The sequence below is a fragment of the Lysinibacillus sp. G4S2 genome (assembly GCF_030348505.1).
Classification (GTDB): Bacteria; Bacillota; Bacilli; order Bacillales_A; family Planococcaceae; genus Lysinibacillus.
Genome location: NZ_JAUCFJ010000002.1, coordinates 1452349 through 1477136, shown reverse-complemented (window position 1 = coordinate 1477136; position 24788 = coordinate 1452349). Strand labels below are relative to the sequence as shown.

Annotated in this window: 29 protein-coding genes and 1 pseudogene; 8 read left to right on the top strand and 22 right to left on the bottom strand. The window is 36.9% G+C overall.

From position 1 onward, the window contains the following. Positions 1 to 284 precede the first annotated feature (284 nt). Complete coding sequence (locus QUF91_RS07500; protein WP_289417319.1) at positions 285 to 692, top strand: hypothetical protein; 408 nt, start codon at positions 285 to 287, stop codon at positions 690 to 692. 99 nt (positions 693 to 791) lie between these two features. Continuing rightward, positions 792 to 1406 carry a hypothetical protein gene (locus QUF91_RS07495; protein WP_289417317.1) on the top strand — a complete coding sequence of 205 codons (615 nt, stop codon included), beginning with the start codon at positions 792 to 794 and terminating at the stop codon, positions 1404 to 1406. Positions 1407 to 1429: 23 nt separating this feature from the next. Here QUF91_RS07495 and QUF91_RS07490 read toward each other — a convergent pair whose 3' ends face one another. From QUF91_RS07490 to QUF91_RS07465, 6 genes are all read right to left on the bottom strand, one after another. Next, positions 1430 to 2680 carry a thymidine phosphorylase gene (locus QUF91_RS07490; RefSeq protein ID WP_285398216.1) on the bottom strand — a complete coding sequence of 417 codons (1251 nt, stop codon included), beginning with the start codon at positions 2678 to 2680 and terminating at the stop codon, positions 1430 to 1432. Between the two features lie 14 nt (positions 2681 to 2694). Then, a complete protein-coding gene (deoB, locus tag QUF91_RS07485) occupies positions 2695 to 3876 on the bottom strand; it encodes a phosphopentomutase (protein ID WP_289417316.1) in 1182 nt (393 codons plus the stop codon). Between the two features lie 90 nt (positions 3877 to 3966). Further along, positions 3967 to 4869, bottom strand: a complete 903-nt coding sequence (gene xerD, locus QUF91_RS07480; RefSeq protein WP_289417315.1) for a site-specific tyrosine recombinase XerD — start codon at positions 4867 to 4869, stop codon at positions 3967 to 3969. Between the two features lie 175 nt (positions 4870 to 5044). Next, positions 5045 to 5509, bottom strand: coding sequence for a ferric iron uptake transcriptional regulator (fur, locus tag QUF91_RS07475; protein WP_004232171.1), 465 nt, complete (start codon positions 5507 to 5509; stop codon positions 5045 to 5047). A gap of 124 nt (positions 5510 to 5633) precedes the next feature. Further along, positions 5634 to 6146 (bottom strand): hypothetical protein, encoded by a 513-nt coding sequence (locus QUF91_RS07470; protein WP_285398219.1) that lies wholly within the window; start codon positions 6144 to 6146, stop codon positions 5634 to 5636. Between the two features lie 73 nt (positions 6147 to 6219). Continuing rightward, positions 6220 to 6756: an NUDIX domain-containing protein gene (locus tag QUF91_RS07465; protein WP_285398220.1), complete on the bottom strand. Its 537-nt coding sequence runs from the start codon at positions 6754 to 6756 to the stop codon at positions 6220 to 6222. Positions 6757 to 6832: 76 nt separating this feature from the next. Between QUF91_RS07465 and QUF91_RS07460 the strand changes: the two genes are divergently transcribed. Both QUF91_RS07460 and QUF91_RS07455 read left to right on the top strand, forming a co-directional pair. Further along, positions 6833 to 7732 (top strand): aldo/keto reductase, encoded by a 900-nt coding sequence (locus tag QUF91_RS07460; protein ID WP_289417313.1) that lies wholly within the window; start codon positions 6833 to 6835, stop codon positions 7730 to 7732. Further along, positions 7729 to 8208: a VanZ family protein gene (locus QUF91_RS07455; RefSeq protein WP_285398222.1), complete on the top strand. Its 480-nt coding sequence runs from the start codon at positions 7729 to 7731 to the stop codon at positions 8206 to 8208. Before QUF91_RS07460 ends, QUF91_RS07455 begins: the two co-directional genes overlap by 4 nt. Before the next feature lie 446 nt (positions 8209 to 8654). Here the strand turns inward: QUF91_RS07455 and QUF91_RS07450 are convergent, their stop codons facing one another. From QUF91_RS07450 to QUF91_RS07425, 6 genes are all read right to left on the bottom strand, one after another. After that, entirely contained in the window at positions 8655 to 11132 is a 2478-nt protein-coding gene (locus tag QUF91_RS07450; protein WP_289417311.1) for an FtsX-like permease family protein, read from the bottom strand. Further along, positions 11129 to 11893 (bottom strand): ABC transporter ATP-binding protein, encoded by a 765-nt coding sequence (locus QUF91_RS07445; RefSeq protein WP_289417310.1) that lies wholly within the window; start codon positions 11891 to 11893, stop codon positions 11129 to 11131. Before QUF91_RS07445 ends, QUF91_RS07450 begins: the two co-directional genes overlap by 4 nt. Further along, entirely contained in the window at positions 11890 to 12399 is a 510-nt protein-coding gene (locus QUF91_RS07440; protein WP_285398225.1) for an ATP-binding cassette domain-containing protein, read from the bottom strand. Before QUF91_RS07440 ends, QUF91_RS07445 begins: the two co-directional genes overlap by 4 nt. A gap of 435 nt (positions 12400 to 12834) precedes the next feature. Further along, positions 12835 to 13116 (bottom strand): GNAT family N-acetyltransferase, encoded by a 282-nt coding sequence (locus QUF91_RS07435; protein ID WP_285398226.1) that lies wholly within the window; start codon positions 13114 to 13116, stop codon positions 12835 to 12837. Continuing rightward, positions 13085 to 13273, bottom strand: a complete 189-nt coding sequence (locus tag QUF91_RS07430) for a hypothetical protein (RefSeq protein WP_289417309.1) — start codon at positions 13271 to 13273, stop codon at positions 13085 to 13087. Before QUF91_RS07430 ends, QUF91_RS07435 begins: the two co-directional genes overlap by 32 nt. A 231-nt stretch (positions 13274 to 13504) precedes the next feature. Further along, on the bottom strand, positions 13505 to 13945 hold the full coding sequence (locus QUF91_RS07425; protein WP_285398227.1) for an Lrp/AsnC family transcriptional regulator: 441 nt from the start codon (positions 13943 to 13945) through the stop codon (positions 13505 to 13507). Positions 13946 to 14077: 132 nt separating this feature from the next. On the opposite strand from QUF91_RS07425, the pseudogene QUF91_RS07420 reads away from it, so the two are divergent. Beyond that, a pseudogene (locus QUF91_RS07420) lies at positions 14078 to 14494 on the top strand (carboxymuconolactone decarboxylase family protein). A gap of 121 nt (positions 14495 to 14615) precedes the next feature. Here QUF91_RS07420 and QUF91_RS07415 read toward each other — a convergent pair. The 9 genes from QUF91_RS07415 to QUF91_RS07375 form a co-directional block, all read right to left on the bottom strand. Further along, positions 14616 to 15119, bottom strand: coding sequence for a GNAT family N-acetyltransferase (locus QUF91_RS07415; protein WP_289417307.1), 504 nt, complete (start codon positions 15117 to 15119; stop codon positions 14616 to 14618). Positions 15120 to 15415: 296 nt separating this feature from the next. Continuing rightward, the gene (locus QUF91_RS07410) at positions 15416 to 16069 is read right to left on the bottom strand and encodes an L-fuculose-phosphate aldolase (RefSeq protein ID WP_285398230.1); all 654 of its coding nucleotides are present in this window, start codon (positions 16067 to 16069) and stop codon (positions 15416 to 15418) included. 43 nt (positions 16070 to 16112) lie between these two features. Beyond that, positions 16113 to 16901: a DeoR/GlpR family DNA-binding transcription regulator gene (locus tag QUF91_RS07405; RefSeq protein WP_285398231.1), complete on the bottom strand. Its 789-nt coding sequence runs from the start codon at positions 16899 to 16901 to the stop codon at positions 16113 to 16115. Between the two features lie 20 nt (positions 16902 to 16921). Continuing rightward, the gene (mtnA, locus tag QUF91_RS07400; RefSeq protein ID WP_285398232.1) at positions 16922 to 17956 is read right to left on the bottom strand and encodes an S-methyl-5-thioribose-1-phosphate isomerase; all 1035 of its coding nucleotides are present in this window, start codon (positions 17954 to 17956) and stop codon (positions 16922 to 16924) included. Next, a complete protein-coding gene (mtnK, locus tag QUF91_RS07395; RefSeq protein WP_289417305.1) occupies positions 17956 to 19149 on the bottom strand; it encodes an S-methyl-5-thioribose kinase in 1194 nt (397 codons plus the stop codon). Before mtnK ends, mtnA begins: the two co-directional genes overlap by 1 nt. Before the next feature lie 11 nt (positions 19150 to 19160). After that, a complete protein-coding gene (locus tag QUF91_RS07390; protein WP_289417303.1) occupies positions 19161 to 20135 on the bottom strand; it encodes an ABC transporter permease in 975 nt (324 codons plus the stop codon). After that, on the bottom strand, positions 20122 to 21645 hold the full coding sequence (locus QUF91_RS07385) for a sugar ABC transporter ATP-binding protein (RefSeq protein WP_289417301.1): 1524 nt from the start codon (positions 21643 to 21645) through the stop codon (positions 20122 to 20124). The genes QUF91_RS07390 and QUF91_RS07385 overlap by 14 nt, the downstream gene beginning before the upstream one ends. A 153-nt stretch (positions 21646 to 21798) precedes the next feature. Next, the gene (locus QUF91_RS07380) at positions 21799 to 22893 is read right to left on the bottom strand and encodes a sugar ABC transporter substrate-binding protein (protein ID WP_285398235.1); all 1095 of its coding nucleotides are present in this window, start codon (positions 22891 to 22893) and stop codon (positions 21799 to 21801) included. 321 nt (positions 22894 to 23214) lie between these two features. Continuing rightward, entirely contained in the window at positions 23215 to 23352 is a 138-nt protein-coding gene (locus QUF91_RS07375) for a hypothetical protein (RefSeq protein WP_289417299.1), read from the bottom strand. Positions 23353 to 23606: 254 nt separating this feature from the next. Between QUF91_RS07375 and QUF91_RS07370 the strand changes: the two genes are divergently transcribed. Genes QUF91_RS07370 through QUF91_RS28070 form a run of 3 tightly spaced genes read left to right on the top strand, consistent with a single transcriptional unit; the run spans position 23607 to position 24329 of the window. After that, positions 23607 to 23783 (top strand): Zn-dependent hydrolase, encoded by a 177-nt coding sequence (locus QUF91_RS07370; protein ID WP_289417298.1) that lies wholly within the window; start codon positions 23607 to 23609, stop codon positions 23781 to 23783. Beyond that, entirely contained in the window at positions 23767 to 24066 is a 300-nt protein-coding gene (locus QUF91_RS07365) for a hypothetical protein (RefSeq protein ID WP_289417296.1), read from the top strand. The genes QUF91_RS07370 and QUF91_RS07365 overlap by 17 nt, the downstream gene beginning before the upstream one ends. Beyond that, the gene (locus QUF91_RS28070; protein ID WP_353957838.1) at positions 24051 to 24329 is read left to right on the top strand and encodes a Fic family protein; all 279 of its coding nucleotides are present in this window, start codon (positions 24051 to 24053) and stop codon (positions 24327 to 24329) included. Before QUF91_RS07365 ends, QUF91_RS28070 begins: the two co-directional genes overlap by 16 nt. Before the next feature lie 186 nt (positions 24330 to 24515). Here QUF91_RS28070 and QUF91_RS07360 read toward each other — a convergent pair whose 3' ends face one another. Continuing rightward, positions 24516 to 24782 (bottom strand): YqkE family protein, encoded by a 267-nt coding sequence (locus tag QUF91_RS07360; protein WP_285394480.1) that lies wholly within the window; start codon positions 24780 to 24782, stop codon positions 24516 to 24518. Between the last annotated feature and the right edge of the window lie 6 nt (positions 24783 to 24788).

The window sequence follows — 24788 nt, the reverse complement described above, 5'->3', positions numbered from 1 at the left end:
GGTGAATCCTTGCGGCTGACAGAACTAGTGCAAAGTCTTCTGAAATAGTGTCAAATCGACATACTTATAGCTTTTTAGGTTAAATGCAGTATGGGATAAATCAACATTTTTTAAACGTGACAGTCTCTTTTTACAAAAATTATTATTATGTTAAAGGCGAGCAGAACTTTGGCGGTTCGTTCCGTTGATTTGGCGGGGTTATGCGTCGCTTTGGCGGTTCGTTCCGTTGATTTGGCGGGGTTATTCGTCGCTTTGGCGGTTCGTTCCGTTGATTTGGCGGGGTTATGCGTCGCTTTGGCGGGGCTATCCACGATTTTGGTGGTTCTATCCACGATTTTGGCTGCTCTATCCACGACTTTGGCGGGCTATCCGTCGTTTCGACTCTTCTTTCCGTCGCTTCGATTCGTCTTTCCGTCGCTTCGGCACTCTTTTCCGTCGCTCTGACTCTTCCTTCCGTCGCTTTGGCGGTTCTATCCACGATTTTGCCTGCTCTATCCACGACTTTGGCAGGTCTATCCGTCGTTTCGACTCTTCTTTCCGTCGCTTTAGCCTTTCTTTCCGTCGCTTCGGTCCTTCTTTCCTTCGCTTCAGCCCTTCTTTCCATCGCTCTGATTTCTTTCCGTCGTTTTGACTCTTCCTTCCGTCGCTTCGGCCCTCTTTTCCATCGCTCTGACTTCTTTCCGTCGTTTTGACTCTTCTTTCCGTCGCTCTAGCCTTTCTTTCCGTCGCTTCGGTCCTTCTTTCCTTCGCTTCAGCCCTTCTTTCCATCGCTCTGATTTCTTTCCGTCGTTTTGACTCTTCTTTCCGTCGCTTTGACTCTTCCTTCCGTCGCTTCGGCCCTTCTTTCCTTCGCTTCAGCCCTTCTTTCCATCGCTCTGACTTCTTTCCGTCGCTTTGTCGATTCTATCCACGACTTCGGCTTCTCTATCCACGACTTTGTCGGTTCTATCCACGATTTTGGCTGCTCTATCCACGACTTTAGCGGTTCTATCCACGATTTTGGCTGCTCTATCCACGACTTTGTCAGTTCTATCCACGACTTTGGCGGTTCTATCCACGATTTTGGCTGCTCTATCCACGACTTTGGCGGTTCTATCCACGATTTTGGCTGCTCTATCCACGACTTTGGCGGTTCTATCCACGATTTCGGCTGCTCTATCCACGACTTTAGCGGTTCTATCCATCGCTCTGGCTCTTCTTTCCGTCGCTCTGACTCTTCCTTCCGTCGCTTCGGCCCTCTTTTCCGTCGCTCTGGCTTTTCTTTCCGTCGCTTTGATTCTTCTTTCCGTCACTTCGGCACTCTTTTCCATCGCTCTGGCTCTTCTTTCCGTCGCTCTGGCTTTTCTTCCCGTCGCTTCAACTCTTCGCTTCTCAAAACGAAAAAAAAGCGAGAACCTCTTTGTTAAAGAGAGTTCTCGCTCCAATTTTTTTATGCAATTGTATAAGCTTGCTGTACTTTTTCGATTGTTTCCTCATCGATTTGACGATTTGAATATAGATACGCAATCGTTTCGTCAGCACGAACTTGGTCGCCTTTTTTGGCAATCAATTGAATCCCAGCATCATAATCAAGCTCAGATTCTTTTGTTAATCGACCTGCACCCAGACCTACGCTTGCTTCCCCGATTAATAGCGCATTAATCGTCTCTACAGTGCCTTCAGTAGGTGCTTTGACAGCTACTTTATTTGCAGTGTCTTTTTGCACGATATCTGCTAAATCGCCACCTTGTGCTACGATAAATTCTTCAAATTTTGCAGCTGCTGAACCATCCTCTAACACTCGTTTAACTGCTGCTGTTGCTTCGGCCTCATTTACTCCTGCTGCAACCTGGTACATAAGCGAAGAAATAATAATACATTCCTCAAGCAGATCCTCGTGTGTTTCGCCCATACGTCCACTTAATAATGCAAATGCTTCTACTACCTCAAGCTTATTACCAATCATTTTACCTAAAGGATTATCCATGTCACTAATATGTGCAACTACTTTACGTCCTAGTTTTTCACCGATTGCAGTCATTGTATCAGCTAAAATTTGCGCTTCTTCTTCTGTTTTCATAAATGCACCTGAGCCACATTTAACATCCAGTACAATGCCGTCTGCACCACTTGCTATTTTCTTACTCATGATGGACGCCGCAATTAGTGGAATTGAATCGACAGTACCCGTCACATCTCGCAATGCGTACAATTTTTTGTCAGCTGGTACAAGATTGCCTGTTTGACCGGCAACCGCGATTTTATGTTTATTGACATTGTCGATAAATTCCTGTGACGAAAGCTCCGTTTTAAAGCCACGAATCGATTCTAATTTATCGATTGTACCGCCTGTAATGCCAAGACCCTTGCCACTAAATTTCGCTACTGGAATATCTAACGCAGCAATTATTGGAGTGACAATTAGTGTAACTTTATCGCCTACACCACCTGTCGAGTGTTTATCAATTTTAAAACCTTCAATAGATGATAAATCAATAACATCTCCAGATTCTATCATTGCCTTTGTTAAATAAAATGTTTCATCATACGTCATGCCCAGTAAACGAATTGCCATTAGTAGAGAGCTTGCTTGATAATCAGGAATTGCTCCAGTAGTGTAGCCTTCTACAAAATACTGAATTTCAGCCTGTGATAGCTCCTTGCCTTGCTTCTTCTTTTCAAACAGCTGCGCCATATTCATATCGATAATCCCCCTTATTTTAGATTATTTAAGAAACTTTTACCGAATGCTGGAGCTTCTACTTCAAAGTTTTCAGCAACTGTCGCGGCAATATCTGCAAAAGTTTCACGGAGTGTTAGCTCACTACAATCATTAAAGCGTGGTGAATAAATAATTAACGGTACATATTCACGTGTATGATCTGTCCCAGGGAATGTTGGGTCATTACCATGGTCCGCCGTAATGATTAGTAGATCATCTTCTGACATTTCCTCAGTAATTTCTGGTAAACGAGCATCAAATTCTTGTAGTGCGTTACCATAACCTAGAGGATCACGACGATGTCCAAAATTCGCATCAAAGTCCACTAAGTTTAAGAAGCTTATACCATGGAAATCACGACGCACTACCTCTGCAAACTTATCCATACCATCCATATTATTTTTCGTACGTACTGCATCTGTGACACCTTCACCATTGAAAATATCAGAAATTTTTCCGATTGCTATGACATCTAAGCCTGCATCCTTTAAGACATTCATCGTCGTGCGACCAAATGGTTTTAACGCATAGTCATGACGATTAGATGTACGTGTAAAGTTCCCTGGCGTACCGATAAATGGACGAGCAATAACACGGCCAACTAAATATTCTGGTTGCAATGTTAGCTCACGAGCAAGTTCACAAATTTTATATAATTCCTCTAATGGAATAATTTCCTCATGTGCAGCAATTTGCAAAACAGGGTCAGCAGAAGTATAGACAATAATCGCTCCTGTCTCCATATGCTCCTTGCCGAAGTCCTCGATTACTTGTGTCCCACTCGCAGGTTCATTGCACAGCACTTTACGGCCTGTACGTTTTTCAAGTTCTGCAATAAGCTCAGCAGGGAACCCTTCTGGATATACCTTAAACGGTTTATCGATGTTTAACCCCATGATTTCCCAATGCCCTGTCATTGTATCTTTACCAACAGATGCTTCTTGCATTTTTCCGTAGTATGCTTTTGGTTTGTCAGTAGCTTGAATACCTTGTAATGGTTCAATGTTCGCTAAGCCGAAAGACTCCATATGTGGCATTGTAAGCCCATTCATTTTTTCAGCGATATGTCCGAGAGTATGTGAACCTACATCTCCAAAATTCGCTGCGTCTGGAGCTTCACCAATTCCAACTGAGTCCAATACTACTACATGGATTTTTTTAAATGGTTTATTCATAATTATTGCCTCCTAATCTCTTGTCTTTATTTTACCAAAAAACTGTGAAAAATAAAGGTCAGACCTCCGACTAACAAATATTTTTCTCTTTTAAGCTCGTGGATGGAATTGCTTATATACCTCTGATAGTCGGGATTTACTAATGTGTGTATATATTTGTGTTGTGGAAATATCGGCATGCCCAAGCATCTCCTGTACAGCTCGTAAATCCGCACCGTTCTCTACTAAATGTGTTGCAAAGGAATGACGTAATGTATGCGGCGTTAATTCATGTTTGATGCCAGCCTTTAAAGCGTGCTCCTTCATTAATTTCCAACAACCTTGCCTTGTTAAACGTTTCCCTCTTTGATTGATAAAAAAAGCATCTGTTTTTGGATATTTTCCTTGTAATTGGCTCCTTGCGCTATCTAAATAAGTGCTTAATGCAGAAAGGGCGCTTTTTCCAAGTGGAATGATACGCTCCTTGCCTCCCTTACCAAAAACGCGGACAAAGCCCATCGTTAGGTGAATATCAGCTAAATCCAACGCAATCAGCTCACTTATGCGCATCCCTGAGCCATATAATAGCTCTAACATAGCCACGTCCCGGACACCCTGTGGTTTGCTACGATTTGGTACCGCTAATAAAGCTTCAATTTCTTCAATAGAAAGGATATTTGGTAGCTTTTGTTCAATAGTTGGCATTTCTAAATGGACTGTCGGATCTGTTTCCGCTCGCTTTTCTCGGAGTAAAAATTGATGGAAACTACGAATAGAGGAGATATGGCGGGCAACAGTACGACTTGTCTTTCCTTGCATACGCAACTGCTCTAAATGACGTAAAATGATCATTCTCTCCACTTTAAGAAAATCAGACATTCCTTCTACTTCCTGTAAAAAATTCACATAACTTTCTAAGTCTCGGCGATAGGATGCTAATGTATTATCGGATAACTGCCGTTCTACCTGGATAAAATGGATATAATCCTCTATTGCATATTGAAATTCATTCATCATAGCGCCCCCTAACTGTCAATTATTTTCTATTTTAGCACGGCTAGTAGAATTGTGCTAAAACGTCCTCTTTTATATTTTCACATATGCTTGTCCAATCTATTATCTTATTCAAATAAAACAAAAAACTGCCCGATTCAATCTAGAACTTAAGATTAAAACAGACAGCTTCTCGTTATTTTTCTTCATTCGATTCGTCGTTTTTATCATGACAGCGCCAGCAAATGCCGTGGAAAGTTAGTCGGTGATCCTTTATGATAAAGTTCCAACGTTTTTCTACAACGGCTTCCACATCTTCAAGTAAATCTTCCTGAATTTCATCTACCGCACCACATTCGATACAAACTAGATGATGGTGGAAATGCGCAGCTCCCTCTTGGCGTAAATCATAGCGCGATACGCCATCGCCAAAGTTGATTTTGTCGACAATTTTGAGCTCAGTTAGTAACTCTAACGTTCTATAGACAGTCGCTAAACCAATTTCAGGTGCCTTTTCTTTTACTAGAAGGTAAACATCTTCTGCACTTAGGTGGTCTTCTTCGTGCTCAAGCAGTACAGCAACTGTTGCTTCTCGCTGCGGCGTCAGCTTATAACTAGCACTATGCAACTGTTTTTTTATACGATCAATTCGGCTCTCCATGTGACGCCCCCCTAAACTCTTTCCATTATACCAAAGGAGTAAATCCTATTACAAGATAGTGTATAGATTTCAAATATACTTTTGTAAATTTTTACCTAAATCTAATTTTCGTGAATGATATCCATCATTTTAATACATAAGAAACTACAATAAACTCAGCCACTATTATGATGAAAAATGCGATAAAATTCAACAAAATTGTCCGCCCATGTACATTTTTCCCGATTTTTCGCTTTGACCAAGCGGGTACAAGTAAATTGCATAGGATTAGCAACAATATACAATAGATGAGCTGAAATGGAAACCACCAAATCGTATAAACCCAAAAAGCTTCAAGTTTTTGTAATAAAAAAACCGAGCTAAAGCCAAAAAAGGTTGCACGCATCGCCACGGTTACGCGCACTAAAACTTTCAAGACACTATGTGTTGCCAGCAATAGCACAAGAGCTATTGACACAACAACGGGTAATACTAAACGAAATATAGAATGCCTGTCCCCTTCTGCTAAACGAGGCTCTATAAATAAAATAAAAGGCTCTGCATTCGGCCCACCAATAACATGAAAGAAGATAACGCCACAAACAAAACTCACAGCAATAATGGAAGCGTGATAAAATATAGACACCGTACGAGACATAAACATGCTCCTTTTCTATCAAGGTTTGTACAGCTTATGCTCGTCCGCTTCTATTATGCTAAAGATTATTTTCTTATTGTGCTGCAAGCCAAAGTACTGCAAACGCTGTCTTGGCGTCAAATATACGCTCATCTGCAACCATTTGCCCCGCCTCTTCCAACGAAACTTCTAATAAATCGACAAATTCATCTTCATCCAGATCTGCTTTGTTTTCAATTTTATATAAATCTTTTGCCACAAATAGATGAATGATCTCATCCGCAAAGCCCGGGGATGTTGCAAAAGCTTGTAAAAAGGTAAAGCTCTGTGCACCGTAACCCGTTTCTTCCTCTAATTCACGACGCGCTGTAACAATCGGCTCCTCACCAGGTTCTAGCTTTCCAGCTGGAATTTCAATAATTGAACGTTCTAAAGCTTTACGATATTGCTCCACCAATACTAACTTTCCTTCATCGGTAACTGCAATAACAGCAACGGCACCTGGATGCTTAATAATTTCTCTTTTTGCAACATTACCATTCGGTAAAGTGACATCATCAACCTGTAATTTCACAATTTTCCCGTCATAAATGGGCGTAGTCTTTGTCGTTTTTTCCTCAAACTTTTTCATTGACTATAACCTCGCTTGTTCTTCAGATATGTTCATTGTACCATTACAAGTAGAGAAATCGAAGGAGGTCATTCACATGAAAAAAAGACAGCTTGGCTCAAGTGAATTGTTTATTTCAGAAATAAGTTTAGGGGGCATGTCTCTTTCGACAGATAAGAAAAAGGCAGCTGCTATTGTCGATATGGCACTAGATGCTGGCATTAATTATATCGATACAGCCGATTTATATGATTTTGGGGCAAATGAAGAAATTATTGGCGCTATTTTAGGGAAGCGCCGTCAGGATGTTATCGTCGCTACAAAAGTTGGTAATCGATGGACAGAAGGTAAAGAAGGTTGGCATTGGGATGCATCCCCGTCTTATATAAAGGAAGCTCTACACGCTAGCTTGAAACGACTAGATACTGACTATATTGATGTTTATCAGTTACATGGTGGCACTATTGAGGACGACTGGGATGGCATTATCGACACATTTGAAGGGTTAAAAAAGGATGGATTGATTCGAGAATATGGTATTTCCTCTATTCGCCCAAATGTACTAAAGCGTTTTTTACCAGCAAGTTCTGCGAAAAGTGTCATGATGCAATATAGTGCTTTAGATCGCCGTCCAGAGGAATGGCTCGACTTTATTGCAAGTGAAGGATCTTCCGTTGTAACACGCGGTACCGTTGCAAAGGGTTTATTAACTAATAGTTGGAAAGAACGTTTACAGCGTGCCAATGGCTTTAACACATATACGGCAGACGAGTTAACAACAACATTAACAGGCTTGGCTTCACATTATGATGATTTACATGCACTCGCAATTGCCTTTAATTTAAAGGAATCTACTATAGCCTCAACAGTAATAGGTGCAAGCTCACAGGAACAGCTGGCACAAACACTCGCTGCCTATGAAAAAATTGATTCAATAACAGATTTTACAGCAGTAAATGAACTAACAAAAACAGAACAATATATAGATCACCGATGAAAAAATGGCTTATCTTAATCGCATTTTTAGTAGTGCTTGCTATTTCCTCTAGCATGACCTATGAACAGCAGTCTATTATTCCTGAATTGGAGCAAGTATTGGCAAATAAACCTTTTGAGAAACAATTATCTGTTTTAAAAATTCCTTATTGGGACACAGTTGTTTCTGTTGAAGAGCGTGGTTACTTTAAATTTGTAGAATTTTTAATTCGGAAATTAACGCATTTTGTTGGATTTGGTTGTATTGCACTCGGTATTTATTTTGCCTGGGGGCAACGTCGGTTCGCTGTAGGTGTCGCTATTGCTGGAACAGCTCTTATTGCAGTGCTGGATGAGCTTCGCCAAAGCTTTACACCAGGACGCACGATGAACGGACAGGATGTTATTTTGGATACAGCTGGCGCAATTTTTTTTGTTGGGATTGTGGTGCTAGTGAGGAAGATAAATAAAAAACAAATATCTTTCCCTACTAAGTAGTCACTTTAAAATGGAATTTGTAGCCATCTAGAGTCGATATACAATCGGTACTTGGTGAATGAATCGTCAAAAATTGTGATAAAAGCCCCTCACCCTGTAACTGTCGATGACATTCGTATGATATGTAAAATACTCTTGATAGAGTGAAAGATAGTTCCGTACACCTTGCTTTTTATTTTTCTAACGCTCCTACTACTAGGTAAAAGATATTGCACTTTGAAAAACCCCCAAAGTAGAAAAGTATGAGGCTGGGACATATGTATATTTTCAAAGTAAAATTAAAAATTTTTACAACAGAAAAGCGCGAGAAATCAACGTTTCTAAAATTGATTTCTCGCGCTTTTTTAGGTTTTGACCAGTTATGTCCCAGCCTTTTTACATTATCTATTCAAGTGGGATTCATAATCACTATCTATCTCCGTTACATCAGTTCATTAATTTTAAAGCTATTTATTATCTTGAGTTAACTCATCCATTATATGAAGGTTTCCAATCTTCAATCCATATGGTATAAATACCATCAATGTAAGCAAGAACATACACCCTACTACTAGTCCATATAAATCGAAATTTATTATTAACAGCGTTTTATCGATTTGACTGACAATCCATGTAAAAATAAGCCCTATTGCAGTTCCAATCGCCACTCCAAGAACGATATAACATATTACTTGCGTTGTAATAAACCGGACAATATCATTCTTAGTCATCGAAATAACTCTTAATATCGACAATTCTCTCCTTTTAGAATTAATATTGCTAATTAAGGTATTTATGATACCTAGCATTACACTTATTAAAATAATCATTAATACAATAATAAAGATTGCCGTTCGTTGCATCGACATTTCTTTTGATTGCGCCAAGCTTTCATCATAACTACTTACTTGTAACTCAGGGAATTGTCGAACAACCTCCTGTAGCCCCCCTAGTGCTGCTTCATGATCAACTGATTCAATATATACATATTCTATAATTGGTTTAAATTTTTCGTCGTTAGAATTTAATTTCCTTCCAAATGTACTTCTAAAGTCAATCGTAAACTGGTAATCATTAGGTAGCGATTCAACAATATCCACGACTTCAGCTACCTGGAAATCCTCCGCATCAACTGACATAAAATCTAGTTGATCTCCTATTTTAGTATTTAATTGGTCGGCCAAGCTCTTTGTGAGAATTATACCTGTTGCTGTATTACTAAAATTAGCTGTTAAATCCTCAAAAAAAGTATACACATAAGGAATACCCGTTTTGAGCTGTTCTTCTGTAGATTTCGATATTTTTCCACTAGCACTTACACTAAATAGCATCGTAGAATCTAATGCATTAACTTTCTGCAATGCTTCACGTAGCTCTTGAGGACTAAAATATTGTTGATCAGTTATTGGTGCACTAATTAAAATATCTGTGTAATACTGATCATGGATATAATTTTCATCTGAAATTTTTATAGTTTGGATAAAGCTAGAACCAAATAGTGTTACAGTAACCATTAAGACAATGATGGTAATAACAAAGGCATTTCGCTTTGTTTGAGGAATCATCATATTAATAGCTGTATATGCAACATTTCCTAAACTAGGTTTAATTAAACGCTGGATGGAATACAACAGAGATTTAACGATGAACGGAAGTAGCAATACAACTCCTACTAAAAACATCAGTGCTGCAATTAATACGAGCTCAATTCGTTGATCCGCAATTATTTTTGATAGTATTATTAATACACAACTTATTATTAGACTTATACAGCCTATCCTCCAACGTAATTTTGGATAAGAAACATCTATAGTTTCATTAGACTGAACTATTTTCAAAGGTAAGATTCTACTGCTTTTATATACTGGAATCAACATACCTACTTGTAAAATAACAAAACCAATTGCTGTTATAGTAGTAGCTAATCCAATATTAAAAGTTTTTTCCTGTACATTTAACCCTAACAATGTTTCTAAACCTGGATATAGAAAACCATACGTTAAATACGTTACAAGCAGTCCTCCCAAACATCCTAATATGTTTATAAAGAAGGATTGAATGAACATTACTTGAAAAACCTGACGTGTCGAAGCCCCCACTGAACGCATAATAGCGAGCTGATTCTTGTATTTATATAAAAAGACATCAAAGTTCGTTATGATAAATAAAGAAGTCATTAAAATCACGAGCACAGATAAAACAACCATATATTGATACAGAAGATTTAAATTATTTTTTATAAAATCTTCTTCTTTAGCGATGTCAATGCGTAAATCTGGGTCTATCTTACGTATTTGTTCCACTACATTATAGATTTTTTCTTCTTCATGTACTGTCATTAAAATGTACGTTGCCACAGCATCCGTCTTATTTTGGTCTTCCTTTATTTCTTGAAGCTGCTTGCTATTCACAACTATATTATGAACAGTAGGTCCGGCTTGAACTAAATCAGATTTGATTTCTTTTACATAATACGTGACACCTTCAATTATCACAGGATCTCCTATTGAGACTGCTAACTTCTCTGCTAGAGATTCATTTAAAATTATTTCACCATAGTTAAGATCCTCGTTAAAATGATAGCGACTCTTGGTTAATTCATCACTATTCGCTCCAATTGTATACACAAAACCATTAATTTGCTCTATATATAAATGTGTTAACAACACACCAGAATGCTTATCAACCATAGGTATTTCTGTTAAACGATTATAGAGCTCTTGATTAATTACTTTGCCATCATCATCATTGTAGCCAACCGCTAAATCCATATCTCCAAACATCATTTCAAGTTCATCTACCATCGATTGTTTCGCAGAGGAAATAAACATCATCATTGTTATAATTAAAGAAATAGATAAAAGGATTCCTAACACCGATGTCAAGACAAGCAATCTACTATGCTTAAAAAAACGGAATGCTAATTGTGAGACCGAATTTATCATACATTTCTCTCCATTATGACTTTGAATTTATGTAAAATGGTATCCATATCCTGGTGCGAATGCTGACATCTATATTCATCTACGATCTCACCATCATTGAAAAACAATACACGATCTGCATACGTTGCTACATATGCATCATGCGTGACCATCAGTATACTTTGTTGGAGCTTTATTTTCATTTCAAATAGACTTTTTAAAATTTCTGTTGATGTATTAAAATCGAGGTTTCCGGTAGGCTCATCTGCTAAAATAATTGGTGGCTTTGTAATGAGCGCACGTCCTATAGCCACCCTTTGCTGTTGGCCTCCTGAAAGTTCTATTGGTCGATGCTTACTCCATGGCTCTAGTTGAACTAGTGCAATCATCTCATTTACTCGTTGTTTAACTTCATCCGCGGTTAGCCCTTTTAAAATTAAAGGTAAAGCAATATTTTCTTCCACCGTCAAATCTTTCAATAGTTGAAACGATTGAAATACAAATCCGATATTTTCCCGTCGAAAAAGTGTAGCATGAGGTTCTTTAAACTTATTCATATAATGTTTCATATTGTTAATTTCAATCTCACCTGAGGTCGGCTGATCCATAGCTCCGATAATGTTCAGCAGTGTACTTTTCCCTGATCCACTAGTTCCCATAATGGCTACACATTCCCCTCTTGATAATTGAAAACTCACATTTTTCAAAGCATGAACACGATTATCAGCTGCCTCATATACCTTATTTAATTGTGATACCTTTAAAATTAATTGGTTGCTCATGTCACATACTCCTCCTTATTTTGAATTAAGGGTTCTTCATAATATCTAGCCTGGATTTGATACATTTCATAATAAAGTCCTTTTTTCTCCATTAACTCTTGGAAACTACCTTCTTCAACAATTTGTCCATGCTCCATAACTAAAATACGATCTGACAACCTAGTCGGTCCGATACGATGAGAAATGGTAATGGTGGTTTTATTACGTGAGAGTTCGTGGAACAATTCAAACACTTTCATTTCAGTAATGGGGTCTAGGGCTGAAGTTGGTTCATCTAAGACAATTAGTTCTGCATCTTTTAAAAACGCACGCGCAATAGCCACCTTTTGCCACTCACCGCCTGATAGCTCAGCACCATCTTTAATTTCTTTTGTCAAATGCGTTTCTAATCGGCTAAAATTCCCATCCTCATGTTGTACCGGAAGCGTTTTTAAGCATGGTTCGAACTCACTCAACAAACTGTAATTTTTTACAAAAGAACTCAATGCATCTCCTAACTTTTCCATCGTTCACCTACCTCAACAACAATAATTATTAAAATACCCATAAAATAACCATAATTTGAATATAATTACACTTTAACCTAAATACAATCAAAATAATATAATGTATATGTGTTATTACATATTATTCAAATTCGGAAACGACATTTTTTAGACATTACTAGTTTTTATGTAAGCTAAAGATACTCATGAGTTTCTAAGGAAAATTCCCCCAAAAAACTTACCCCGAACTCATATTTTCCACTAATGCGCTAAAGCATCTTCTCTACACCAGATATTTAATTTAGTAGTTTTATACACATTATTGGTTCTACTCATAAAAAAAGCCCCTTCAAGTAGGAATGCATTGACTAATATCATAGCCTATCTACATTTTCTACTTGAAGGGGATAATAACACTTTAACACTTTATTATTTTTTCAATATACAGAACTTACTTTAATGGAATCTCCAGAAATATAGTTCTTCAGATTCTGAATATAACGTTGCACCAGCTTTTTGTAATACTTTATGTGAGGCAATATTATTTTTCCCTGTATCAGCAATCACATACTTAACATTTGATTGACGTAGTAACCAATCTTTCATCATACTCACAGTTTCCGTCATGTAGCCCGTTTTGAAAAAAGATTGATCAAAGTGGATTCTTGGCCCGATTGCTGAATAAGTAAGTAAATAAAATGGCTCTTCACCAAAACGTGTAGTTGATTTCCGTTCCAACTAGGCGCTTTGCCGCTGACGCTTCGCTTTCGCGCAGATAAAACATTTGTAGCTGATGCTTTGCTTTCGCTACAGAGCAGAGCTTCCCGGGGCGTCCGATGAGCCGCTTCACTCTCGGTGCTCTCTCCAGAGTCTCATCTGTGACGCTGATCCCCAAGGAGTCGCCCAGTCTCCACCCCCATCAACCTATATGGCATACGTTTAAACAAATGTCATCCACGACTTTTGGTGATGAACCATTTTAATGCAGAGGTTTTATTCAAACTTTTTTATAAACAGTACAACTATTTTCAAACCAACAATATGTGCTTATGTGAAAGGCTGCCAACATACTGGTGGCCTTTCTTATTGAAGTAACGCGCAGAAGTAATCTTTAGATAAGAAATGATCAGTCCATATCAAATCTTAAATTTGTTTGAACTTCTGAAAAAATAAAATGTGTTACAGTTTGCGCAAATGGACTAACGGTATCAATGAACTTCTCTGCTTTAGCAAAGGTTTCGAAATGCATTTTGAGCATATAACAAGCATTTCCTGCAATACGATAACAAAATTCTACATTTGAAAGTTTCTCTATATAATTTTTAAAAGACTTATAGTCACCATTTTTAACAGTTGCTTCTATTATGCATTGGATTGGTAAATCTAATTTCTCGTAATCAACTTCTAAGGTATATTTTTTTATCAACCCAAATGACTCCATTTGTCTTACTCGTTCCGTTATGGATGGGGAAGACAATTTCACTCTTCTTCCAAGTTCACTCATTGATAAACGGCTATTATTTTGTAATTCATCTATTATTTTTCTATCAATATCATCTATTTTCATTTTTAAATAAATCCTCCAATATTCGTTAATAATTTTAACATTTTCTCACTTATTCATCTTTAATTTAATGTGATTTTGTAATTTTATTTTTTATAATTAACTTATATTTAATATAACAAGGAGGCACTTTAAATGACAAGAATTGAGGAATCTAATTTTGGAGAAACACCTTTTCAAAGACTTTTAGGACATAACAAAGAAGTAATGGAAGCATGGTCACACTTAGGAGATGCATTAGAAAAAGACGGACTGTTACTTTCTGGATTAAAAGAACAGGTTAGACGAACATTAGCTCAAAGTAGCGGCTGTGAGTATTGTAAAGCAAAAGGAAAACCTGAACCTGATAATTTTAATGAAAAAATATCTGTTGCAGTAGGATTTGCAGAAGTATTTTTAAAGCAAAGGGGCGATATATCAGATTCTATGTTCAATATACTTTGAGAATATTTTACAGAAAAGGAAATAAGTGAACTATGTGCATTTATCTCCTTTACCACTGCTTCACAATATTTTGGTGCCATTATGAAATTAGAAGCTGTTGGAATATAACATAGATTCCTAACTCTTTTTCAACGAACCGGTACTGAATCTGAATATAGAAAAAGCGTGTTTTGATCAATCTTTTTTCAAAACACGCTTTTTTATTTGCCTCTTTGTCTTTAATTTGATGTTAAACGAATCTCCAAAAATAGAGTGCATCGGTTTCTGTATATAATATCGCTCCTGCTTTTTCTAACACCCGATGTGAGGCTATATTATTTTTGTCAGTATCAGCAATCACATATTTAACAGTAGATTGGCGCAGTAACCAATTTTTAAGCGCTGTAACAGCTTCTGTCATGTATCCATTTCCCTGATAGTGTGAAAAGGTGTAGTATCCAATTACAACCTCACCCTTTTCATTCGGCAAACCTTTAAGCATGATACCACCAACAATACAGTTTTTTTCTTTCGACACGATCAACCAATTCGTGTGCCAAATATAATTTTGCTCATCTTCTAATACTTTCGAAAGTCTAAACTTCAAACCTTGTTTAAGTTCTTCATCAACAAAAACTTCTGCACTACTTAATGACAACTCTATTTCCAAAGTCTGTTCTTCATTAATTAGTAATTCTAAATACTTTGCGTTTAATGGGATTACTCTTAATCTTTGCGTGCTTAATTCAATCATTTTTGCTCTCCTATCTCATAGATTATAACTAAACTATAACTATAAAGAGATATATGTTATTGACAGCGTCCCCTATTTTTCATTATAGGGGATTAATTTTATCATCTAAGGAATATAATGTAAATTCATTCTTCTTCACAACTAAATGTTCCGATAAAAACAAAAATGATTCCGATAAATCTGAGAATCTTTCCGATAAAACATAAAATTGTTCCGATAAATCTCGAAATCTTTCCGATAAATAAAATATCCCCCTCGATAAGTTGCTAAGAAGCTTTCGAGGGGGATTTATATGATTATTTCTTTTCTAGTGGTTTTCCGTATGTTTGGAATCGCTCTAACATATATGTCATTTCTTTATCATCTAAAATAACTGGTGTACCAATAGATCTAGCACGAACGTATACCTCCGCACATAGTTCTATTTCTTCAGCAATATTAAAAGCTTCCTCCACATTTTCACCACCTGCTAACAAACCATGATTAGCCAGTAAGACTGCTTTCGAACCTTCCATTGCTTTAAGTGCATTTTCACCAAGGGCAGGTGTGCCAAAGCTTGCGTACTCAGCACATTGAACCGCTTTACCTGCCACTGCAACCAAATAAGAGACAGCAGGTAAGTCCTCACGTAAACAAGAAAGTGTTTTGGCAAAAATAGAATGCGTGTGCACAACCGCTTTAAGTTCTGGACGTCTTTTATACACCATTGTATGCATCGCCCATTCACTAGAAGGTTTATGATGCCCCTCGATTACTTGCCCCTCTAAGTTAATCAAAACGATATCAGCAGCGGTTAGCTCCTCGTAAGGGATACCACTTGGACTAATAGCGACGCAATTTTCGGAAGGAACATAGATACTAATATTTCCACCGGTTCCTTTTGTTAATCCATTTCGAATCATTAATTGACAATGACGAACAACTTTTTCTCGCTCTGTTTGAAGTCTCATCTAATTCCACCTTCCCATTGCTTTATCGCAATATGGTGACGACTTATTTTTTTCGCACAATGCGTAAATCTAAATTACTTGTCAAAAATTCATTAACGACTTCTTGCTGTTCTTCGTTAAACGGTTTAATTTCATCAACGATAATTGTAGAAATAGCATCGGCTGGCATGACTTGGAATAATTTTTTCACGCCAACCTTGCTCTGATCAATAAGTGCAATTACCTCATTAGATTTGTGAATCATCGCTTGTTTAGCTTCGCCCTCATCAATTGTTGAGTCAGTTAATCCTTCTTGTAATGTCAAGCCTCTTGCAGATATGAACAGTTTATCGATATTGATAGATTCCATATATTTCTTTAAAGATGTTCCCATAGTCGAAATAGAGTTTGGACGTACATAACCGCCGAGTAAAATCGTCGTCACTTCACTCGATATTAAATCAAGGGCAACACTTATATTATTCGTAACGACTGTTATATTCTTCATCCCTTTAATCAATTTACCGACTTCTGCAGCCGAAGTGCTTGCATCAATGCCAATTACATCTCCATCCTGGATTAATGTAGCTGCTTCTTGGGCCATTAGTTGCTTAGCTTCTAAGTTCTCAGATGCGCGAAAATTTAAATTATCTTCAACAAAGGATTTTTGGATAGGCTTTGCGCCACCCAATACACGAATTAATAACCCTTCACTTTCCATCTTTTCTAAATCGCGTCGAATCGTCATCTCTGATACTTGAAATCGTTCGCTTAAGTCTGAGATTTCTACGTAATTTTTTTGGTTCACTAGTTTATTAATTTCATCTTGTCTTCGTTTCAGAGAATTTGTCATGCGTGTCATCCTATCTTTGATTAGTTAAAAATTGCACGCACCTTTTCTTCTGTCGGGTGTTTAATGATTCCTTTTTCCGTGACAATCGCTGTTATCAGGGCAGCGGGTGTCACATCAAAAGAAGGATTGTACACCTTCACATCAGCGGGCGCGACATATTGTCCTGCTGGTTTTAACACTTCAACTACACTCCGCTCTTCAATCGGGATATCCGCACCAGTTGGGCAGTGTAAGTCAATCGTCGGTGTTGGTGTCGCTACATAAAAGGGAATATTATAGTATTTAGCTAAAATGGCCACACCGAGTGTCCCAATTTTGTTAGCAACATCGCCATTAGCAGCTACACGATCACAGCCAACGATGACTCCCTGTACTTTGCCTTGTGCCATCACCGTCGCTGCCATATTATCGGTAATCAACGTAACATCAATACCAGCGTTAAAGAGTTCAAAAGAAGTAAGCATGGCACCTTGAAAACGAGGTCTAGTCTCGTCAGCAAATACTTTAAAACTCATCCCCCGCTCCTTTGCCAAATAAAAAGGAGAAGTTGCTGTGCCGTATTTTGTCGTAGCCAAAGCCCCGGCATTACAATGAGTTAGTACCCCTTGGCCATCTTCCAACAGCGTCAATAAATGTTCACCTATGGAACGATTAATCTCGATATCTTCAGTATGAATAGCAATCGCTTCTTGTAATAAAATATCCTGGAATGCTACTAAATCATTTGTCTCTATTTGCAAGGCTTTCTGTTCCATTCTTTCTAAAGCCCAGAATAAATTGACAGCTGTTGGACGAGAAGTGGCTAAATACTGTACATGCTTTTGTACTTCTTCCTTTGCAGCTGTAACAGAACCTTCAAAGTGCTGAATCGCCACATATACCCCATAAGCTGCTGTTACACCAATGGCAGGAGCCCCTCGTACAATCATTGTATGGATGGCATCCCATACTTTTTCTACAGTTTGGATTTCTACGTACACAATGTCATTTGGCAATTTTGTTTGATCTAATAGAACGAGTGTATCATTTTTCCATTCAATTGTATTTAATTCCATTAAATCAACACCCCATTCTTATATTTTTGTAATAGCTTTATATAGCCTTGAATATGGCTAATTTCCTTATTTAAAATACACTCTTTCGCAATCTTTAAACAACGTCTTTCGGCTGTTATACGAGCATCAATTGGTTCAATGGTCGTAATATCTGCTACTTTAGCTAAGCCAATTATGCGACGGTTCATCTCAATTCCTGCAATGGCAAATGCATCTCGACTGATTCGATCCATATAATCATCGAGTAAGGCTGTGTAAACAGCAAACTGCTCTGTTGATGTGGCTAAAATGCTTCGTGCCTTTTTGCGAAATAATTGTATAGTAGATAGTAATGTTTCTTCAATCCATGAAACAAATTCGTCCTCTTCGTAAGCTAATCCTCTTGCCCAGGAAAACGTTAGATTAGCAATTAAATTCCCCACATCATAACCTATAGGTCCATAGAAGGCAAATTCTGGATCAATGACCTTCAATGTTTCATCATTAATAAAAATAGAACCTGTATGCAAATCACCATGTAAAAGCGCTTGAGCCTCTGTTAAAAACTGCATTTTCCGTTTAGCAACTTCTAAATGAAGAGCTGTATCTTTGTATACAAATGAATGAATCCACTCTTCATTTCCAGAGGTTAAAATATTTTGCTCTTTAAAATTAATATAAGGCTCTGTATAAACTAGATGTTCTGTAATTTCACATAACTCGGGGTTGATGAATCGCTTTTGATATTCTTTTTTCTTTTTTGGATCTAGCAAAAAATCCGTTGTTCGAATAAGATTCTCTGCCATAAAAGTAGAAATTAACTCGGCGAAATGATCGTACGTTTTAAATACGTTTAATTGCTTTCTCATAATCTCAAAGCCTTTTAAATCTTCCATCACACAACAACTCATAACTTCATCGAACAGTAAAATATTTGGTACGAGGGAAGGGGTAAATTCACCTTCAATTATTAAAGCTTCGGTTTCTATTCGGTTTCGGTCTGTAGATAACACGAAATCCTCAGAAATACGAGCTTGTGGACCAGCTTGTTTGACAATGACAGAGTTACCTTGCTCATTTTTTACGCGAAATACATAATTTAAATTGCCATCACCAATTTCGTCACTAAATAGTGTTCCACTAAAATCTTTAATTTTTGCTTGTACATAGCTTTTAACATCTTCTTCGTTCATTAAAAAATATTTGGAATACATAACAATACCTCCTATTTTTTTCTACTGTAATACGTTGAAGCTAGCGCAAATGCTAAAACAAGTCCTTTTATAATATTTAAAGAATAGTAAGGAACTGATAACATGACTAATCCATTCTCTAAAACTCCGACTAATGCGGCTCCAAATAATGTTCCAATGGCATTTGGCTTACCATGACCAGCAAATGACTGCCCTATAAATGCAGCAGCAACAGCTGGCATTAAATAGCCTGCACCTGCATTAATTTGTGCAGACCCGATTTGAGATGCGAGCAATAACCCACCAATTCCTGCTAAAACCGCTGAAAAAATATAAGCTAACATTTTATAACGGTTAACAGGAATCCCCGATAATTTTGCTGCTTCTTCATTGCCGCCAACAGCGTATAAAAAGCGTCCATGTTTCGTATATGTTAAAAATAAATGCACTAAAATAACGATGACTAACATGATTAAAATGATCCAAGGTGTCTTACTTAATAATAAGAAGAAATCTGAAATTTCACCTTCTGTTGGTGTTCCATCCAAACGAGGCATACCAACAGAGATTGAACCGCCCCCTGTATAGGTCATCGCAACACCTTCAACAATAAACATAGTTGCTAATGTGGCAAACAGATCAGGTATCTTCACTTTTACGATTAAAAATGCATTAAATAGTGCTACACAAAGAACGGCTAAAATAGCTACCAAAATAGATACACCAGTTGGCATACTAAACCATACAAACATAGATACAACAACTGAGTTCGCCAATGTAGCTGTTGAACCTATCGACAAGTCAAAACCATTAACAGATAATGAAACCGTTAATCCAACCGCTATTATCGTAACGATTGAAATACTTCTTAAAATATTTAAAACATTATTTGTTTGCATAAAATTAGGGATAGTAACGGTGAAAATAATAATCAACAAAATAACAGCTAATACAATTGCCCAGTCCTTAATAAATATAAGAGCTTGATTGTTTTTACGCTCTTGCATACGCTTCGCCTCCAGTAGCATAGAACATGACTTCATCCTCTGTCGTTTCACTAGTGACTAATTCTTTCACAATTTTCCCGTCGTACATCACGTAGATTCTATCTGTAATTAACAAAATTTCACTTAATTCACTTGTTGCATAGATAACGCTTTTTCCTTCTTTTGCTTGTTCATCAATTAGATTAAAAATATCACTTTTCGCCCCAACATCGACGCCTTTTGTAGGTTCGTCAAACAGAAGGATTTCTGCATCGGTCATTAACCATTTACCAATTGCGATTTTTTGTTGATTACCACCAGAAAGATTCGCAACCTTTTGTAGTTCGTTCGGTGTTTTAGCGCCTATTTTTTGAATCATCGATCGAGCAGCCTCTCGTTCTTTTGTTTGTTTAATAAAACTACCTAAACGTGTGAATGGCTGTAAATTGGCCATCGATAAATTTTTGAAAATCGGCTCTTCAACAAATACTCCTTCTTTACGACGTTCTTCAGGAATCAATCCGAAATGGTTTTTAACAGCATGGTAAGGAGTTAGATTTTTAATCGTTTTTCCATACAATTCAATAGCACCAGATTTAATATTTGACATACCAAATATCGCTTTACATAATTCTGTTTTACCAGCTCCCACTAAACCAGCCAAACCAATAATCTCATGCTTTTTAACATAAAAAGATACGTCATTGACCAAGCCTGAATCATCGACAAGATGGTTGACCTGTAAGGCTATTTCTCCTTTTTCTTTTAATTGTTTGTGATGTACTAAATCGAAAGTTTTACCAAGCATTTGTTCAATAACTTGATTCTGAGTAATCTCTTCAATCAAGCTTTCTTTTACGATTCTTCCGTCTTTCATGATGGTGATTTTTTCGCAGATTTCAAATAGTTCCGGAAGCCGATGAGAGATAAAGACAATTCCAAGATGATGATTTTTAACTAAATCTCGGACTATAGAAAACAATTTCTCAGTTTCTGCCTGGCTTAAAGGGGCAGTCGGTTCATCTAATATAAGAAATTTTCTCTCATGAATTATGGCTCTCGCTATTAACACCATTTGTTTATCTGCTAAAGAGATATCTTGGACCTTTTTTTCAGTATTTAACTCAATACCAATTCGGTTAAGCACTTCTTTCGCACGTTGACGGATTTTTCGCCAATTGATAATTGATTTTTTATCGAATATCAGTTGATCAAGCATAATATTCTCAGCAACACTTAAATAAGGTATTAACGCTGTATCAACTTCTTGATAAACAATATCTATACCTAGTTCCTTTGATTTTTTCGCATCAGTAATAGCAACTAGTTCACCGTTTATAAAAATATCCCCCGTATAATGTGGATAGGCTCCTGAGAGAATTTTCATAAGAGTCGATTTCCCAGCCCCATTAGCACCAATGACAGCGTGAATCGTGCCTGACTCTAATTGGAAATCGACTTCACTTAAAGCTTTCACACCAGGAAATTCGATTGAAATTTTTTTCATCTCAATGACGGTCTTGGCTTTCATAGCTAACACGCCTTTCACATTTAGGTAAAAGAAAACGTCTTAATCAATTATGCCTCGGCATAATTCCGTGACATCCACCGGAGGCTATAACTTCTTTCAGCGGATGTTTGAACACCCGCTGAAAGAAGTTGAAAACAAGACGTCATCTTTGTATTATTTTGAATAGTGTTCACGTAGAGTTTTCATCCACCCCTCATCAAAATCAGAAGATACACCCCAGCCATCAATAATTTCATTTAAATTGAGCATCGTCGTGTCGTCTTTTAAATCACTTTGTTTAATTAACTTTGCAGCTAAATCGTACTCTTCAGGAGTTTCTTCACCCGCTAATTTTTTTGCCATTAAACGCATATTCATACGGCCGATTAGCGCTGGGTCTACAGCAGCTGTGGAAATCCATTGACTATTGTTTTCTTTCATCAAGTTAATATCTTGATTTGATACATCGATTGAAATTAATTTAATGTCAGAACGTTTGTTATCTACTAATGATTTATAAGCTCCTTTTGCTAACTCATCCCATGAGCCCCAAATAGCATCTACTGTACCTTCAGGATATTTTGCTAAAACGGCATTTACTTTTGCTGCAATGTCACCTTGTATATCTTGGAAATTAGTCGGTCCAATTGTTTCCAAAGTGACAATCTCACCTTTCTCCTCGAATTCTTTATAAATTTCCTGACGTCTATCTAACGGAGATAGTCCTCCAAACCATAGTTTAATAACCTTTACAGGCTCTGTACTTAAATCTGCAATTTCTTGTAGAGATAATCGAGCTAATTCATAATCATCTTGAAAAGTAGCTGTAACACCATCTAAACTCTGACCATTTTTTTTAGCGACCGTATCAAATAATGTCACTTTAATACCTTTATCAACTGCAGGCTTTATCATGTCATATGAATAGTCTTCTTTACCGTGTGAAATAATAATGCCGTCATAGTCTTGCTGTGTAATTTGTGAAACTAATTCCTGGAACTTAGCATCATTATTTTCAACTATATGCGTATCCACCTTGAACCCCAAAGCTTCTCCTTCCCTACGTGCACCATCTAAAAATTGCTTCGTATGATCATCTGAAGCTAGATTACGTAATACAGCAATTTTTACGCCGTTTTGTACACCTTCAGGCACACCTTCGATTATTTCATTTGTGTTACTTCTAGTAGCATTCCCGTTATCATTACTACAAGCTGCCAAAACAATCATTAACACAAGAACCACCAACGAAATTCCAAACCTTTTCAAGAAAATCCCCCTTTTCTATTAAAAATTATATGAAACTCTCGGTTAATCACAGATTTCGTAATTATCATATTATTCTGAATATTTTTTGTCAACTAAAATTGTTAAATTAAATCATTTTTTAGTTATTTTTTTTCATAATAAAATACATTTTGTTTATTTCAAACTAAAATATTGATTGGAATGTTTATTATTTCACAATACAGAAGAATATTTAAAATCGTATATAAAGATAGTATTTGGCAAAGTATATTTATTGTGATTAATGTTCCGATAAAAACAAAAAAACAGTGAATCTGAAAAATTTGGATTCACTGTTTTTCTTTAGTTTAGAAGTTCTTCAAACGATTTGTTTTTTTCGCGTAGTTTCCGTTCCGACTGGGCGCTTTCCTTGGGGCGTCCGATGAGCCGCTTCACTCGCGTTGTTCGCTCCAGGGTCTCATCAGTGACGCTGAGCCCCAAGGAGTCGCCCAGCTGGAACGAAGATCAACTAGTATACAGCCCTATATTTTTAAAAATGTCATCCACAACCTTTGAGGATGAGCCATAATTTCACCAACGAATTCCTAATACAGAAATAATAATTTATGATAGACTTTGAAAAAATTACTCTATTGAACTCCATATTGTCTTGAAAGAAACTATACGAAAGTGTTTGATTGTCGAAGTTGTCACAACAGCACATAATAAGAAGTAAGAGAAGGGAGCAATTTAAAATGAAACAAATCCAATTAAACTCTCCTGAATTTAATCGTGTACTTAAAAATTTACAAATTGAAAATTTATCACTAACTCCAACACTTCAGAAAAAAGTGCTTGAGATCGTTAATTCCGGTATTCAAATTTCTCCGACCATTATTAAGGAAGTTCTGAATAATGGAAAAGTACAATAAAAAACTTAATGATGACGACTTCCTTTTAAAAACAAATCTTCTAGACATCACCGATTACCAAAGTCTTGAATTAGCAGAAGCATTTGTTTTTTCTCTAAGAGCTACACAAATTGAACAAGGAACATACAAAATCAAGTCGTTCCACCTTCAAGACTTTCAAAATTTGCATGCTCATTTATTTCAAGATATTTATCCGTTCGCTGGACATTTTAGAGATGTTCAATTAGGTTTTGTCAATTTCAATTTATTAATTCCTATGCCAGTGAATTGTTTTATCAATTAAATAATGAACCTACCTGGACTACCATTAATCAAGCTGCAAATAGATTGGCATATTACAAATCCGAATTGAATATGTTACACCCTTTTAGAGAAGGAAATGGGCGTACTATTCGTATTTTTGTACAAGCTTATGCACTATCTAAAGGTGTTAATTGGAACTTTACAAATATGGATAAAGAAACTTATTTAAACGCAATGATTCAATCTGTTACCGATACAGAACTACTAGAAAGACTATTTTTTAATACTCTAGAATTTATCTAGTCCATCTTTCCGATAAAAACAAAAATCATTCCGATAAATCTAAGAATCTTTCCGATAAAACATAAAATTGTTCCGATAAATCTCGAAATCTCCGATAAAACATAAAATTGTTCCGATAAATCTCGAAATCTCTCCGATAAAACAAAAAAACAGTGAATCCGCAAAATTTGGATTCACTGTTTTTCTTTAAAATTTTGAGCCTTTATCGCCGTATTCGTTTAGAAGTTCTTCAAACGATTTGTTTTTTTCGCGTTGTTTGCGTTCAAAAGCTAGTTTTGCTTGGCGCTCTTCTTCGGCGGCCTGCTCTTTCGCTGTTAAATCTTGTTTTGCAGCTTTTAATTTGGCAAGTACGTCACCGCCAAGCTGATCCGCTAATGTAAGGGCATCCTGCTTTGGTAGGTTGGCTGTCATGCCATCATTTGCGTGTTGCTGCTGTTTGCGTTTCTTTCCCATTTGTAA

What these genes read in the sequence shown, in the direction of transcription:
- QUF91_RS07500 (WP_289417319.1), top strand. Translation starts at nt 285, where the DNA reads ATGCGTCGCTTTGGCGGGGCTATCCACGATTTTGGTGGTTCTATCCAC.
- QUF91_RS07490 (WP_285398216.1), bottom strand. Translation starts at nt 2,680, where the DNA reads ATGAATATGGCGCAGCTGTTTGAAAAGAAGAAGCAAGGCAAGGAGCTA.
- deoB (WP_289417316.1), bottom strand. Translation starts at nt 3,876, where the DNA reads ATGAATAAACCATTTAAAAAAATCCATGTAGTAGTATTGGACTCAGTT.
- xerD (WP_289417315.1), bottom strand. Translation starts at nt 4,869, where the DNA reads ATGAATGAATTTCAATATGCAATAGAGGATTATATCCATTTTATCCAG.
- fur (WP_004232171.1), bottom strand. Translation starts at nt 5,509, where the DNA reads ATGGAGAGCCGAATTGATCGTATAAAAAAACAGTTGCATAGTGCTAGT.
- QUF91_RS07470 (WP_285398219.1), bottom strand. Translation starts at nt 6,146, where the DNA reads ATGTCTCGTACGGTGTCTATATTTTATCACGCTTCCATTATTGCTGTG.
- QUF91_RS07465 (WP_285398220.1), bottom strand. Translation starts at nt 6,756, where the DNA reads ATGAAAAAGTTTGAGGAAAAAACGACAAAGACTACGCCCATTTATGAC.
- QUF91_RS07460 (WP_289417313.1), top strand. Translation starts at nt 6,833, where the DNA reads ATGAAAAAAAGACAGCTTGGCTCAAGTGAATTGTTTATTTCAGAAATA.
- QUF91_RS07455 (WP_285398222.1), top strand. Translation starts at nt 7,729, where the DNA reads ATGAAAAAATGGCTTATCTTAATCGCATTTTTAGTAGTGCTTGCTATT.
- QUF91_RS07450 (WP_289417311.1), bottom strand. Translation starts at nt 11,132, where the DNA reads ATGATAAATTCGGTCTCACAATTAGCATTCCGTTTTTTTAAGCATAGT.
- QUF91_RS07445 (WP_289417310.1), bottom strand. Translation starts at nt 11,893, where the DNA reads ATGAGCAACCAATTAATTTTAAAGGTATCACAATTAAATAAGGTATAT.
- QUF91_RS07440 (WP_285398225.1), bottom strand. Translation starts at nt 12,399, where the DNA reads ATGGAAAAGTTAGGAGATGCATTGAGTTCTTTTGTAAAAAATTACAGT.
- QUF91_RS07425 (WP_285398227.1), bottom strand. Translation starts at nt 13,945, where the DNA reads ATGAAAATAGATGATATTGATAGAAAAATAATAGATGAATTACAAAAT.
- QUF91_RS07415 (WP_289417307.1), bottom strand. Translation starts at nt 15,119, where the DNA reads ATGATTGAATTAAGCACGCAAAGATTAAGAGTAATCCCATTAAACGCA.
- QUF91_RS07410 (WP_285398230.1), bottom strand. Translation starts at nt 16,069, where the DNA reads ATGAGACTTCAAACAGAGCGAGAAAAAGTTGTTCGTCATTGTCAATTA.
- QUF91_RS07405 (WP_285398231.1), bottom strand. Translation starts at nt 16,901, where the DNA reads ATGACAAATTCTCTGAAACGAAGACAAGATGAAATTAATAAACTAGTG.
- mtnA (WP_285398232.1), bottom strand. Translation starts at nt 17,956, where the DNA reads ATGGAATTAAATACAATTGAATGGAAAAATGATACACTCGTTCTATTA.
- mtnK (WP_289417305.1), bottom strand. Translation starts at nt 19,149, where the DNA reads ATGTATTCCAAATATTTTTTAATGAACGAAGAAGATGTTAAAAGCTAT.
- QUF91_RS07390 (WP_289417303.1), bottom strand. Translation starts at nt 20,135, where the DNA reads ATGCAAGAGCGTAAAAACAATCAAGCTCTTATATTTATTAAGGACTGG.
- QUF91_RS07385 (WP_289417301.1), bottom strand. Translation starts at nt 21,645, where the DNA reads ATGAAAGCCAAGACCGTCATTGAGATGAAAAAAATTTCAATCGAATTT.
- QUF91_RS07370 (WP_289417298.1), top strand. Translation starts at nt 23,607, where the DNA reads ATGAAACAAATCCAATTAAACTCTCCTGAATTTAATCGTGTACTTAAA.
- QUF91_RS07365 (WP_289417296.1), top strand. Translation starts at nt 23,767, where the DNA reads ATGGAAAAGTACAATAAAAAACTTAATGATGACGACTTCCTTTTAAAA.
- QUF91_RS07360 (WP_285394480.1), bottom strand. Translation starts at nt 24,782, where the DNA reads ATGGGAAAGAAACGCAAACAGCAGCAACACGCAAATGATGGCATGACA.